The sequence below is a fragment of the Pseudonocardia zijingensis genome (genome assembly GCF_042657305.1).
GTDB classification, from domain to species: domain Bacteria; phylum Actinomycetota; class Actinomycetes; order Mycobacteriales; family Pseudonocardiaceae; genus Pseudonocardia; species Pseudonocardia zijingensis.
The window spans coordinates 256,004-269,254 of sequence record NZ_JBHSKO010000006.1 but is presented as its reverse complement, the minus strand read 5'-3'; the positions used below and the strand labels follow the sequence as shown (position 1 = coordinate 269,254).

At 71.6% G+C, this 13,251-nt stretch carries 11 protein-coding genes; all 11 read right to left on the bottom strand.

From position 1 onward, the window contains the following. Positions 1–106: 106 nt before the first annotated feature. The 11 genes from ACFPL3_RS15415 to ACFPL3_RS15365 are packed head-to-tail and all read right to left on the bottom strand — an operon-like array spanning position 107 to position 13,248. Positions 107–1,786: an ABC transporter substrate-binding protein gene (locus ACFPL3_RS15415; protein ID WP_343941666.1), complete on the bottom strand. Its 1,680-nt coding sequence runs from the start codon at positions 1,784–1,786 to the stop codon at positions 107–109. Between the two features lie 33 nt (positions 1,787–1,819). Then, positions 1,820–2,701 (bottom strand): ABC transporter permease, encoded by an 882-nt coding sequence (locus ACFPL3_RS15410; RefSeq protein WP_343941667.1) that lies wholly within the window; start codon positions 2,699–2,701, stop codon positions 1,820–1,822. 5 nt (positions 2,702–2,706) lie between these two features. Beyond that, a complete protein-coding gene (locus ACFPL3_RS15405; RefSeq protein ID WP_343941668.1) occupies positions 2,707–3,750 on the bottom strand; it encodes an ABC transporter permease in 1,044 nt (347 codons plus the stop codon). Then, positions 3,747–5,249 (bottom strand): MFS transporter, encoded by a 1,503-nt coding sequence (locus tag ACFPL3_RS15400; protein WP_343941669.1) that lies wholly within the window; start codon positions 5,247–5,249, stop codon positions 3,747–3,749. Before ACFPL3_RS15400 ends, ACFPL3_RS15405 begins: the two co-directional genes overlap by 4 nt. Further along, positions 5,246–6,055: an ABC transporter ATP-binding protein gene (locus ACFPL3_RS15395; protein WP_343941670.1), complete on the bottom strand. Its 810-nt coding sequence runs from the start codon at positions 6,053–6,055 to the stop codon at positions 5,246–5,248. The genes ACFPL3_RS15400 and ACFPL3_RS15395 overlap by 4 nt, the downstream gene beginning before the upstream one ends. Next, entirely contained in the window at positions 6,052–7,005 is a 954-nt protein-coding gene (locus tag ACFPL3_RS15390; protein WP_343941671.1) for an ABC transporter ATP-binding protein, read from the bottom strand. Before ACFPL3_RS15390 ends, ACFPL3_RS15395 begins: the two co-directional genes overlap by 4 nt. Positions 7,006–7,051: 46 nt before the next feature. After that, positions 7,052–8,353 (bottom strand): NtaA/DmoA family FMN-dependent monooxygenase, encoded by a 1,302-nt coding sequence (locus ACFPL3_RS15385; RefSeq protein ID WP_343941672.1) that lies wholly within the window; start codon positions 8,351–8,353, stop codon positions 7,052–7,054. 11 nt (positions 8,354–8,364) lie between these two features. Then, positions 8,365–9,699: an NtaA/DmoA family FMN-dependent monooxygenase gene (locus tag ACFPL3_RS15380; protein ID WP_343941673.1), complete on the bottom strand. Its 1,335-nt coding sequence runs from the start codon at positions 9,697–9,699 to the stop codon at positions 8,365–8,367. Next, the gene (locus ACFPL3_RS15375) at positions 9,699–11,030 is read right to left on the bottom strand and encodes an NtaA/DmoA family FMN-dependent monooxygenase (RefSeq protein ID WP_343941674.1); all 1,332 of its coding nucleotides are present in this window, start codon (positions 11,028–11,030) and stop codon (positions 9,699–9,701) included. The genes ACFPL3_RS15380 and ACFPL3_RS15375 overlap by 1 nt, the downstream gene beginning before the upstream one ends. Beyond that, positions 11,027–11,923 (bottom strand): LLM class flavin-dependent oxidoreductase, encoded by an 897-nt coding sequence (locus ACFPL3_RS15370; protein ID WP_343941675.1) that lies wholly within the window; start codon positions 11,921–11,923, stop codon positions 11,027–11,029. The genes ACFPL3_RS15375 and ACFPL3_RS15370 overlap by 4 nt, the downstream gene beginning before the upstream one ends. 11 nt (positions 11,924–11,934) lie before the next feature. Beyond that, positions 11,935–13,248, bottom strand: a complete 1,314-nt coding sequence (locus ACFPL3_RS15365; protein WP_343941676.1) for an NtaA/DmoA family FMN-dependent monooxygenase — start codon at positions 13,246–13,248, stop codon at positions 11,935–11,937. Between the last annotated feature and the right edge of the window lie 3 nt (positions 13,249–13,251).

Genomic DNA, 13,251 nt, shown 5'->3' with positions numbered 1-13,251 from the left:
ACCGGCGGGTGCGGTCGATGCCGCCGCCGGGCGTTCGGAGGGCGTGGTCGTCCCTTCCGTGGTAGGGGAACGGGACGCGCCGGCACTGCCGCGTCCCGCTTGCGGGTCAGGCGTCGAGGAAGGTGATGTTGCCGAAGTCGATCGCGTTCTCCGACCGGTAGGTGAAGCCGCCGACGTCGGTGCGGAAGATCTGGGAGGGCTGGATCGAGCAGACGAATATCTCCGGCGACGAGTCCACCAGGATCTGCTGCGCCTGCACCCACAGCGCGCCCGCCTCGGGGCTGAGTGGATCGGCGATGGCCTGGGCGCGGTCCACGACCTCCCAGAAGCGCGCCGCGGAGGCGTCCTCCCACCGGGAGGGGTTGGACGCGTCGTCGTTCGGCTTCCAGAAGATCGTGCAGGAGTAGGTCGGAGTCTGGACCTGGGACCGGTTGCGGTAGATGATCGCCTGTCCGGTCGCCCCGTTGCGGACGGTCGAGAAGTCCGCGGCCGTCCGCTGGTCGATGGTGATGTCGAAACCGGCGTCACGGGCGTAGGACTGGATCAGCACGCTGGCGTCGACGAGGTCCTGGGTGGCCGTGGACACCGTGAGCGTGTAGGCGATCCGGTCATGGCCCGCGTCGGCCAGCAGGGCCTTCGCGCGGGCGGCGTCGGACGACGGCGTCGGCAGCTGCGAGACGTCGTAGTTGCGGGTGTTCGGGTTGATGTTGCCGATCATCGGGACCGCCCGGCCCGCGTAGATCTGCTCCATGATCTGGTCGTAGGGGACGGCGAGGGCCATGGCCCGGCGGACCCGCTCGTCGTCGAACGGCGCCTTGTTCGTCACGAGGGTCAGGTCGACGTACTCGATCGGGTCCGCCTCGGGCACGACGACGGCGCTGTTGCCCGCGAGCCGGGCCTGGTCGGTGGGCCGGGTGCCCTCGGCGATGTCCACGTCCCCGCTCGCCACGAGCGACGCCCGGGTGCCCGCGTCCCCGACCACGCGCAAGGTGACCTGGCTGATCGCCGGGGCGCCGTAGGCGTAGTTCGGGTTGGCGGTCAGCACCATCTCCTGGTCGGGGGTCTGTGACGTGACGTGGTACGGGCCGAGGCCCCAGCCGCCGTTCGCCTTCGCCCACTCCAGTGCGTAGGGGTCCTCGGACGTGGCGTGCTGCTTGAGGGCGGTGGAGTCGTAGATGTGGCCCTGCAGGTTCGCGAGCAGTCCGAGGAAGGTGAGGCCGAAGCCGGCGCTGGTCAGGGTGAACGCGACGGTCCGGTCGTCGACCTTGCTGATCGCCTCGGGGCCCGCGAACCCGCCCTGCCACACCGTGTTCGAGTAGGTGGGGGTGTTCCACTTGCGCTCGAAGGACCACAGCACGTCGTCCGCGGTGATGGCGTTGCCCAGCGGGCTCATCAGCCCGGGGCGCAGGTGGAAGGTGTAGGTCAGGCCGTCCGGTGACACGTCGTAGGACTCGGCGAGGTAGCCGACGTAGGTGTTGAAGTCCTGCACCGCGGTGTTCGGCGTCGTGCCCGCGATGTACGGGTTGCGGACGAGTCCGGCCTGGAGGTTGGCGTTCATCTCGAACGACTCCAGGGTGAGGCCCCCGCCGCCGACGACGCCGTCCAGCGTCGGCGCCAGCGCCGGCACGGCGACGACGAGCGAGCGGTTGCCGCCGCCGCCGCCCGCGGCGCTCCCGGCGCCGCCCCCGCAGGCGGCGAGCGCGAGCAGGCCGAGGGCGGACAGGCCACCGGTGAGGAAGCGGCGGCGACCGAAGGCCGGGTTCTCCAGGGGGTCGGGCTGGGTCACGGGGGATCTCCTTGGGGGGTGGCACAGCGGGGGTCAGTGGCCCGGGGAGCGGGTCAGGCGGGTGATGACGCCGGCGAGCAGTGCGGCGGACGACACGGCGGCGCAGAGCGCGATCGCCGGGAAGAGGGTGGTCCACCAGCCGCCGAGCATGACGTCTGAGATGCCGCTGGAGATCATCACGCCCCACTCCGGGGTCGGCGGGTTCAGGCCGACACCGAGGAACCCGAGCGACGCGGAGACGATGATCGAGACCCCGAAGACGTTGGAACTGTTCTCGATCGCGGGCCGGGCCGAGTTGGGCAGCACGTGGCGGACCATGACCTGCCAAGGCAGGAGGCCCGCCATCCGGGCGGCGTCGACGTAGGCGTCCCCGCGCACCTTCAGCACCTCGGCGCGGGTGAGCCGCACCTGGTTGGGCATCAGGATCAACGCGAGCGCCACGCTCAGGCTGACCAGCGACGGCCCGAACAGCCCGACCACGACGACGCCGACGATCAGCGGCGGCACGGCGTCGGTCAGGTCGGTGAACCGGGTCATGCCGCGGCCGACCAGCCCGCGCACACCGCCCGCCGCCTCGTTCATGCCCAGCACGAGGCCGAGCACCAGGCCGGTGACCGTGGCCATCAGCGTGACCAGCACGGCCATCACGAGGTTGACCCGGGTAGCGGCGATCGTCCGGGAGAACACGTCCATGCCGGTCGAGTCGGTGCCGAACGCGTGGGCGCCGCCCGGGGCGAGGTTGGCGGGCGCGACGACCGTCTCCGGGTCGAACGGGACCACCCAGCGGGCGACGATCGTGAGCAGCACGAACACCGCGAACGGCCCAGCGGGCAGCCAGGTGCGCCACGCCGACGCGCCACGGCGCGGGGTCGTGGCGGTGACGGAGGGGGGAACCGCGACGAGTGCTTCGGTCATGGCGCTCAGCCGTCCACTCGGACGCCCGGGCGGCGTCGGGGGTCGAGGATCATGTTCACGAGGTCGACGAGGAAGAAGACCAGCAGGCACAGCGCGGCCACCACGACCAGGAAGCCCTGCAGGCCCACGAAGTCGAGCTGCTCCACCGACGTGATGGCGAACCGGCCGACGCCGCCGAAGCCGAAGAGCTCCTCGATCACGACGACGCCGCCGATGAGGCCGCCGAACATCGCGCCGAGCATCACCACCGACGACGCGCAGGCCCGGCGCAGCACGGACAGGTACACCGAGAGCCGGGTGGCTCCGGACGCGACCTTGAACAGCGTGGGTGGGGCCGCGACCTGCTCGGACAGCCCCAGGCTCAGCTGCCGCCACAGGCTCGGGGTGTGCACCAGGACCAGCACGGAGAGCGGCAGCACGTAGCGGGCCACGATGGCCCCGACGACGTCCCACCGGCCGGTGATCACGCTGTCGAGCAACGGGAACCCGATGACGTCCGGCAGCGACATCCGCGGGTCGACGCGGCCTAGCGGCGCCGGGATCACCTGCAGCACCACGTAGAACAGCACCAGACCGAGGATCGCCACGGCGAAGTCCGGCACCGCACCGGCGAGCTTGCCGTAGCCCCGCAGCACCGTGTGCAGCCGGGGGCGGCGCGTGCTGAGCGTGATCAGCGCCAGGACCAGCGCGAGGACGACCGACCCGAGCAGCCCGAGCGTGACGAGCTCGATCGTGGACGGCAGCCGCGACATCACCTCCTCCCACACCGGGCGGCCGGTCACGGGCGAGGTGCCGAGGTCGAACGTGATCAGTGCGGACCAGAACCGGCCGAACTGCTCCCAGATCGAGCCGGACAGGCCCATCTGCTCGGCCGCCCGGGCGTAGTCCTCCGGCGTGAAGCCGCCGCTCGCGTCCACCCGGGCCATGACCGGATCCCCCGGCACGAGCCGCACCAGGAAGAACGCCACGCTGGCGAAGACCGCGATGTGCAGCGGCAGCACCAGCGTGCGGGTGAGCCACCAGCGGTGCCGGGCCAGGAAGGGGGTCAACGGTCCTCTCCTCTCGGTGCGGGCGACGGCGCCGGTGCTGGCACGGGGGTGGGTCTGACGAGCCAGGTGCCGGATCTCCGCAGCGACGTGGCGGTGGCGGCGAGCGCACAGCCGACGAGCACCGCGGCGGCCAGGTGGAAGCCCCAGAGGGCGCCGGAGGGATCGGCGGCGACGCCGTCGTAGCCGCCGATCCCGGCTCGGGCGAGCCCGGCGGCGGCGAGCAGCAGAGCCGTCGCGGCGCCGAGGGCCTGGGCGCTGTTGAACATGAGGGACCGGATGCCGTTGGCGATCCCGCGCCGATCCACCGGCAGACCGCGCACGATCGACGCCGTGTTGGGCGCCATGAAGATCCCGTTGCCCGCACCGACGAGCACGAGCCCGAGGTGGAACAGGGGGCCGGTCCCCGCGCCGCTCATGGACAGGCCGAGCAGCAGGTAGCCCACCGCGGCGAGCCCGCAGCCCGCCGAGGAGACCGCGCGCGGGGTCAGGAACCGGGCGAGGACGCCCGCGATCGGGGAGGTGACCACGAGCGCGGCAGCGGCCACCGTTGCGGCGACCCCCGCCTCGATGCTCGGGGCACCGAGCACGGTCTGCTGGTAGAGCACCACGAGGACCAGCGAGGCGGCCTGCGGCAGGGCCATCAGGAACGCGGTGGCGTAGGCCAGCGCCCGGTTCGGGTCGGCCACCAGGCCGAGGTCGACCAGCGGCCGGGCCGCCCGGCGCTCCACGACCACGAACGCGCCCAGCACCGCGACCGCCACGGCGAAGAGCCCGACCACCCGCGGATCGGTGACGCCCCAGGCGGACGAGCGGTTCACCGCGAGCAGCAGGCACGCGAGCCCGCCTGCCGAGAGGATCGCCCCCGGAACGTCCAGCGACTCCCCCGCGACCGGCCCACGCCGGTCGTGCGGGAGCCACCTGGCCGCCAGCACCAGCGCGACCAGCCCGAACGGCACGTTGACCAGGAACAGGGACCGCCAGCCGAAGCCCTCCAGCAGCAGCGCCCCGACCAGCGGTCCGAGCATCCCCGCCACCGACGCCATCATGATGTTGATGCTCAGCGCGCCCGCCAGCCGGTGCGCCGGGAAGACGTCCGAGATCACCGCGGTGGCGCCGGTGATGATGATCGCGGCGGCCACGCCCTGCACCCCGCGCAGCGCGGCGAGCAGGGCCGCCCCGCCGGTGAACGCGGCGCCGATGCTGGACACGACGAGTACCGCGAGCCCCGCGAGGTAGATCCGGCGCCGCCCGATCATGTCCGAGATCCGCGAGACGATCAGCACGGACATCGACAGGGTGAGCATGAACGACAGCAGGATCCAGTCCGCCGTCGCCGCCGCGATCGACAGGTCCGCCGAGATGGCGGGGAGCGCGACGTTCGTGGCCGTGCTGTTCAGGAAGATCAGCAGGCTGCCGAACGTCGTGACGACGAGGACGGCCCAGCCGGGCCGGCCGACCGGCTCCGACACCCGCTCGGAGAAGGAGTGGGACACCGTCACGCCGGCTCCGCCAGGGGGACGAGGTGCCGCGGTCCACGGCGGTACGCGTCGAGCAGGGAGATCGTGTACGGGTGGGTCGGGCGGTCCAGCACCTGCTGCGTCGGCCCGCGCTCCACCACCGCGCCCCGGCACATGACCAGCAGCTCGTCGGCCACGAAGGCGGTCGCGGGCAGCCCGTGCGAGACGAACCCGAGGCCCACCCCGTGCTCCTCGCAGTAGTCCCGGATCATGTTGAGCACCGCGCCCTGCACCGAGACGTCCAGTGCCGAGACCACCTCGTCGCACAGCAGGATCCGCGGCCGCACGACGAGCGAGCGGGCCAGGGCGAACCGCTGACGCTGCCCGCCGGAGAGCTGGCTCGGGTAGCGGTCGAGCATCCGCCGGTCCAGCCTGAGCAGGTCCAGCACGGGCAGGATCTCCGCCTCGGCAGTGGCCCCCTCGAGCTCGCGCAGCACCCGCAGCGGAGTGGCCACGGCGTCCCGCAGGGTGCGGCGCGGGTCGAACGAGGAGAACGTGTCCTGGGCGACGTACTGCACGGTGCGCCGCAGGTCACGGAGCCCGAACCTGGTGCCCAGCAGCTGCGCCACAGGGGCGCCGTCCAGGGTCACCGTGCCCTCGGTGGGCTGGTCCAGCCCCACCAGCAGCCGGGAGAGCGTGGACTTCCCGGAGCCCGACTCCCCCACGATCCCGAGGGACGTGGACGAGGTGATCTCCAGGTCCAGCGGGTGCACGGCGACGTGCCGGGCAGCGCCGCGCCCGAAGGCGCGCATCACCCCCTCCGCCCGCAGCGACACCGGGCGGCTCACGCGGACACCCGCTCGAGCTCGGCCCGCGCGGCTGCGGGGGTGCGGGGCTCCCCCGCAGCCTGCTCCGCGGAGATCCGGTCGAACTCGGCGCGGGCCGCGTCGGACAGGGTCGGCAGCCGGTGCAGCCGGGCGGAGTCGAGGGTGGGCACGCACTCGGTGAGCGCCAGCGTGTAGGGGTGCGTGGCGTCCTGCTCCACCCGGTCCGCGCGTACCACGTCCACGATCCGGCCGTGGTACATGACGACGATCCGGTCCACGTACATCCGGCAGAGCTCGATGTCGTGGCTGACGACGAGCAGGCTCGCCCCGGTGCGCTGGGTCATGTCCCGCAACAGGTCCATGACGTCCCGGCTCAGTGACGCGTCGAGTGCGGACGTCGGCTCGTCCGCGATCAGCAGCTTCGGCTCGCTGCACAGCGCGAGGGCGATCATCACGCGCTGCCGCATGCCGCCCGAGAGCTCGTAGGGGCGCAGCTTGACCACCCGCTCGGCGTCGTGCAGCCCGACGCTGCCGAGCCAGTCGACGGTGAGCGACCGCGCCTCCCGGCGGGAGACCCGACGCACGCCGCGCAGGACGTCGGTGAACTGCGAGCCGATGGTCGCGACCGGGTCGAGGGAGGTCATGGCGTCCTGGAACACCATCGACATGCCCGGGGTGCGATGCGGGACGGCGTGTCGCGGGCCGCGCACCACGTCCGTGCCGGCGAACCGGAAGGACTGCGTCGTCGTGTCCACGCCCTCCAGCGGAAGCAGGCCCGCGACGGCCAGCGCGAGCGTGGTCTTGCCCGAGCCGGACTCCCCCACGATCGCGACGTGCTCGCCGCGTTCGATCGTCAGGGTGGCGCGGTGCACGGCGAGCGTGCCGTCGGCACCGCTGCCGTAGCGGACGGTCAGGTCGCGGACGGCGAGCAGCGGGTCGACCGCGGGGCGCGAGGTGTCGGGTTCGATCACGAGGTCCTCGATTCGGGGGTCGTCGGCCCGGACCCCGGGTGCGGGCTCAGAACTCGAGCAGGTTGTCCCGGAAGCGGGAGTGGGTGTACTCGGTCCGGGTGAGGCCACGACGCTGCAGCGCGGGGACCAGGCCGTCAGCGATCTCGCTGACGTAGCGGCGGTTGAGGTCGAAGTTCGCGATGAGGAAGCCGTCGCCGCCGACTTCCTGCATGACCTCGTCCATCGTCGCGGCGATGGTGTCGGAGCTGCCGACGAACTCCATCGTGGACAGGCTCCCCCGCAGGAACTCCCGCGGCGTCTTGCCGACGGCCTGGGCCAGCATCTGCTGGTGGCCGTTGGTCGTCGCGGTGTCCGGGATCGGCTCGTCGAGCGGGAACTGCGCGAAGTCGATGCCGGAGTGCCGGGACAGGTGCAGCAACCCGAGCTCGGGGTGCGCCTCGGCGAACGCGATCTGGCGCTCCCGCTTGGCCTGGGCCTCCTCGTCCGTCTCGCCGACGACCGGGGAGGCCATGAACAGCACCTTGACGTCGTCCGGGTCGCGGCCGTAGGCGATGGCCTGCTCGCGGATGTCGTCCCGGAACCGCTTCATGGCCTCGACGCCGCCCTCGACGCCCGAGATCACCGAGTTCGCGGTGCGCGCGGCGAACCGCTTGCCCCTTGGCGACCCTCCTGCCTGGGTGAAGACCGGCCGGCCCTGCGGGGACTGCGGCGCGTTGAGCGGGCCGCGGACCTTGAAGAACTTGCCCTCGAAGTCGATCGTGTGGACCTTCTCGTAGTCGGCCCACACCCCGTTCTGCTCGTCCAGGGTGACCGCGTCCGGCTCCCACGACTCCCACAACCGGCAGCTGACGTCGAAGAACTCGTCCGCGATGTCGTAGCGCAGGTCGTGCTCCTCCAGCAGGTCCTTGCCGTAGTTCTGCGCGGCCCGGTGGCTGGAGGAGGTGACGATGTTCCAGCCGGTGCGGCCCTGCGACATGTGGTCCAGAGTGTTGATCTTCCGGGCCAGCATGTACGGGTGGTACTCGGTGACCGACAGCGTCGGCACGATGCCGATCCGGCTGGTGAGGTGCGCCATGATCGGCGCCAGCACCGTCGGGTCCATCTTGGGTGTGGCGGTGGCGCTGGACAGGTACGCCTTCGAGCTGGACCCGTAGGCGTCCGGGACGTAGGACGAGTCCTCGATGATGATGTAGTCGAAACGCGCCCGCTCCAGGGCCTGTGCGATGTCGACCCACAGCTGCGGACTCGCCCAGTCCACCGCGCCGCGCCCCGACCAGGTCTTGTTCCAGGACTTCACACCGAAGCCACCCGCACCGAACCAGGCGAGGTGGAAGGGGTTGGCAGTCACGTTCTTCTCTCCTAGAACTGGAGCAGGTTGTCCTTGAACAGGGGGTTCGGGTAGTCGCTGCGGATCAGCCCGCGGCGGCGCAGCTCGGGGGCCAGGCCGGAGCAGATCTCGTCGATGTAGCGCCGGGTGTGGGACAACCCCGTCTCCGCCCGGATCAGGAAGCCGTCGCCGCCGGTGCGGGCGACGACGTCCTCCATCTGGTCCGCCACCTCGGACACCGTCCCGACGAGCAGCGGGCCGAGCCGGAGGCGCTCGCCCAGCGACTCCCGCAGGGTCCTGCCCTCGTTGCGCTTCATGAAGTCGTCCAGCACGGACTGGTGGCCGTTGGTCGTGAGGTCCTGCGGCATGGGCGCGTCGAGGTCGTACTTGAAGAAGTCGATCTCCGTGACGGCCGCGGTCATGGCCAGGGTCTGCTCGATCTGCAGCGGGTCGTCCATCCCGAAGATCCGGTGGTAGGCGGCCTGGGCCTCCTCCGTGGTCTCCGCGACGACCGGCGCGGCGTGGAACAGCACCTTGACGTCGTCCGGGTCGCGGCCGTGCCGGGCCGCCCGCTCCCGGATGTCCGCCCGGTACGCGGCCATCTTCTCGACGTTCGGGTTGGTCGCCACGATCACGTTGGCGTGCTTCGCGGCGAAGTCCCGGCCCTTCGGCGAGCCGCCGGCCTGGCAGAGCACCGGATGTCCCTGCGGGCCAGCCGGCATGTTCAGCGGGCCCCGTGAGGAGTGGTACTTCCCGCGGTAGTCGATCCGGTGGACCTTGGTGTGGTCGGCGTAGTGCCCGGTCTCCCGGTCCATCACGATCGCGCCCGGCTCCCAGGAATCCCAGAGCGCCTTGACGACCTGCACGAACTCCTCGGCGCGGTCGTAGCGCTCGTCGTGCGGGGGCAGCGCCTCCATGCCGTAGTTCTGCGCCGCGACGTCCTCGGACGAGGTGACGATGTTCCAGCCGATCCGGCCCGCCGTGAGGTGGTCCATGGTGGCCATGACGCGCGCCAGGATGAACGGCGAGTAGAACGACGTGGACCCGGTGGCGATGAAGCCCATGTGCTTCGTGGCCCCGGCCAGCAGCGGGAGCAGCGGGAACGGGTCCAGCTTCGGCGAGTGCAGGCTGTGCTTGAGGTCCTGCTCCATGGTGCCGCCGAGCGCCTCGGACACCATCGTGGAGTCCTCGAACATCATGAAGTCGAAGCCCGCGCGCTCCAGCTGGCGGGCCATCGACACGTAGTACTCGCCGGTCATCCACTCGGTACCGGTGTCCCCGCCGAACGTCGAGCGCCACGCCGGGGCGGTGAACGAGGTGAACCAGGCCAGGTGGAAGGGCGCGACGTCCTGCGTGCGGCCCGCCATCACGCCACCGCCGCCGGGACGCGGGGATCCAGCGCGGAGAGGCCGAAGTGGGAGGTGATGGTGCTGCCTTCGTAGGCGGTCCGGAACAGGCCGCGCTGCTGCAGGATCGGCACCACGCCGTCCACGAACGCGTCGACGGTCTGCGGCAGGATCGGCGCGACGATGGAGTAGCCGTCGCAAGTGCCCGCGCGGAACCACTCCTCCATCACGTCCGCCACGTGCACGGGCGTCCCGGTGGCGACGAACTGCATGTTCGCCAGCCCACCGACGTAGGAGCGGTAGGCGGTCTCCGCGATCGTCAGGCTCTCCTCACGGGCCATGCGGGTGAACAGGGTGGCCTGGCTGACGCTCGCGGACTTCACCGCCGGCAGCAGGTCGAACGGCAGCGGGCCCTCCGGGTCGTGCGCGCGCAGGTCGTACTCGAGCAGGCCGGACAGGTGCCCGACGAGGTCCGCGCCCTCGGCGTGGTTGGCGTCCAGCACGGCCTGCAGTTCGGCCGCCTCCTCGGCGGTGTCGCCGAGGAACGGGGCGATGCCGAGCAGCACCTTGATGCTGTCCGGGTCCCGGCCGTAGGCGACCGCGCGGGCCTTGATGTCCTGGTAGTACTCCTGGGCCCGCTCCAGGGTGGACCCGCCCGCGTAGATCGCGTCGGCCCAGCGGGCAGCCAGGTCGCGGCCCTCCGCCGAGGAGCCGGCCTGGACGATCAGCGGTCTGCCGTGCATCGGCTGCCGGACGTCCAGGCAGGCATCCACGTCGAAGAAGCGGCCGTGGTGCTCGACGCGGGAGCCGGACCGGCCGGCCGTCGGGGCGTTCGCCCACAGCTTCGTGGCGACCTCGATGAACTCGTTGGACCGCGCGTAGCGCTGGTCGTGCGGGAGCTGACGGGCCCGGTGGAAGTTGCGGGCCGTCGCGTCGCCGGTCGAGGCGACGTAGTTGATCCCGAGCCGGCCGCCGGTGATCGCGTCGACCGACGCCGCTCGGCGGGCGACGTCGAAGGGCTCGTTGTAGCTGGTGGAGAGCGTCGCGATGATCGCGATGTGCTCGGTCTCGGTCGACAGCGCCGCCGCGATCTCCAGCGGGTCGATGCGGGTGGTGGTGGCACTGGAACGGCCCCAGCTGTGCACCGGGGTGTCCGCGATGAAGGCCTGGTCGAACAGCCCGCGCTCCGCCGTCCGCACCGCGTGCCGGTAGGCCGCGAGGTTCGGGATCCGGCTGACGTCGCTGGCGGCGTGCCGCCAACCGCCGGAGTGGCGGCCGTACTCGGTGAGGTTGAGGCTGAGGTGCATCTTGGGGTGCATCTCGGGGTGCTTCGTGGGGTGCATGCGCGTCATGCGGCGCGTCCTCCGTGGGTCAGGGTCTCGGCGAGGCCGAGCGCGGCGGCGAGCGTGCCGCCCGGTCCGCGGGTGGCACCGAACGCGGCGGCCAACGCGGCCGCGGCGTCGGCGGTGTCGGTCGAGCACTCGAGCGAGACGCCGGCGGCGTCCGCGTCGAGGCAGCGCCGCGAGGCCTCCGCGGCCGGGGTGTCCGCGGGCAGGACGAGCAGGACGAGCGTGGTCGGGTCCCCCTCCTGCACGGCCGCGGCGAGTGCCGCGTCCGGGACCAGCGCGACGTCCACCACCGGGGCGAGGTACGCCGCCTCCTCGGCCGTGCCGACCTCGGCGAGCAACACCGGACGCCGCTGCGGCGACGGTGGGACGTCCAGCGGACCCTCGACCCGGAAGGCCAGCGATCGGTAGGCGATCGCGTGGATCCGGGAGTCGTCCTTGTAGTCCCCGGTCGCCTTGTCCGGGTACTGGGCGCCGTCCTCCCACGAGTTCCAGAGCTCGAGGGCGATCTCGGTGTACTCGGCGGCGCGATGCAGCTCCGCCGTGCGCCCGAGGGTGGAGCGCCAGTCGTAGGCCGACACCTCCGAGGTAGCGGTCCCGGTCCGCAACATCCAGCCGGAGCGGCCGTCCGAGAAGTGGTCGACGGTCGCCAGTCGCCGGGCGAGGTGGTAGGGGAAGCCGTAGAGCGCGGAGCCGGCGGCGACCAGCCCGATCTCCGACGTGGTCGAGGCCAGCCGCCCGCACAGGGTGGTCGACTCGAACGGGCTCACCGCGCCGGTGTCGGCGGCGTCGAGCACGCAGACCGCGGCGACGCCCGCGGCCTCGAGACCGCGTGCCGCGCCCTCGACGGCGGGGAGGGTGCTGTCCGGCCCGAGGGCCAGCTGAGCGGTGACGATCATCGTGTGACCCCCTAGAACGCGAGCAGGTTGTCGCGGAACCGGTCGTGCTCGTACGCGGTGCGGGTGAGCCCGCGGCGCTGGAGCTCGGGCACGAGGCCGTCACAGATCTCGGTGACGTACCGGCGCGAGAAGTAACTGTTGACCAGGAGGAACCCGTCCCCGCCGACCTCCTGCACCACCTCGTCCATGTGCGCGGCGACGCGGTCCGGGGTGCCGACGAACGCGCCGGAGCCCGAGTTGAGCGGGTTGCCGCGGATGACGTCGCCGAGAACCCGGCCCTGCCACTGGGCGACCATCGACTGGTGCCCGTTGCTCACGAGCCTCTCGGGCAGCGGCTCGTCGAGCGCGAACTGCGAGAAGTCGATCCCGGACTGCCGGGAGAGCGACGCGAGCTGGTACTCGATCTCGTTCTGGTCGATCTCCACGCTGCGCCGGTAGCGGTCCTCGGCACGCTCCTGGGTCTCGTCGACGGTCGGCGAGACGAGGAAGAGGATCTTGATGTGGTCCGGGTCGCGGCCGTGCGCCGAGGCGATGGCGCGGACGTTGTCCCGGTAGGCCTTCATCTTCTCCGGGGTGGAGGCGGAGGCGATGATCGTCTCCGCCCAGCGGCCCGCGAACGCCTGCCCGCGCCCCGACCCACCGGCCTGGCAGATCACCGGGGCGCCCTGCGGCGACCGCGGGGACGACAGCGGGCCGCGCGAGCGGTAGTAGGTGCCCTCGTGGTTGAGCGGGTGGACCTTGTTCCCGTCCGCGAAGACGCCCTTCTCCAGGTCCAGGACCAGCGCGTCCTCGTCCCACCCGGTCCAGAGGCCGTGCACGACCTCGAGGAACTCGTCCGCCCGGTCGTAGCGCTCGTCGTGGGGGTACTGCCGGTCCCGGCCGTAGTTCTGCGCGCCACCGTCGTTCGACCCGGTGACCACGTTCCACCCGATCCGGCCGTCGGAGACGTGGTCGAGCGCGTTCATCTTCCGGGCGAGCATGAACGGGTGGTACTCGGTCGTAGAGCACGTCACGACGATTCCGAGCTTCTCGGTGGCGGCGATGAGGTAGGGCGCGAGCACGGTCGGGTCGAGCTTGGGGGTGTCGACCGAGTGCTTCAGGTATGCGTTGTGTGAGCCCTGGTAGGTGTACGGGACGTTCGACGAGTCCTCGATCATGAAGTAGTCGAAGCAGGCCCGCTCCATCGCCCGGGCCAGGTCGACGGCGGTGTCCGGCTTGGTGAACCGCGCCACCGCGGACCGGGGACCGGCCCATTCGTGCTTCCAGGCCTTCGGGCCGAAACCCTTGGAGTAGAACCAGCCCAGGTGGAAAGGTCGTGCGCTCATCTC

Excerpts from the sequence above, each read along its gene's own strand:
- ACFPL3_RS15370 (WP_343941675.1), bottom strand. The coding sequence starts at position 11,923 with ATGATCGTCACCGCTCAGCTGGCCCTCGGGCCGGACAGCACCCTCCCC.
- ACFPL3_RS15365 (WP_343941676.1), bottom strand. The coding sequence starts at position 13,248 with ATGAGCGCACGACCTTTCCACCTGGGCTGGTTCTACTCCAAGGGTTTC.
- ACFPL3_RS15375 (WP_343941674.1), bottom strand. The coding sequence starts at position 11,030 with ATGACGCGCATGCACCCCACGAAGCACCCCGAGATGCACCCCAAGATG.
- ACFPL3_RS15380 (WP_343941673.1), bottom strand. The coding sequence starts at position 9,699 with ATGGCGGGCCGCACGCAGGACGTCGCGCCCTTCCACCTGGCCTGGTTC.
- ACFPL3_RS15410 (WP_343941667.1), bottom strand. The coding sequence starts at position 2,701 with ATGACCGAAGCACTCGTCGCGGTTCCCCCCTCCGTCACCGCCACGACC.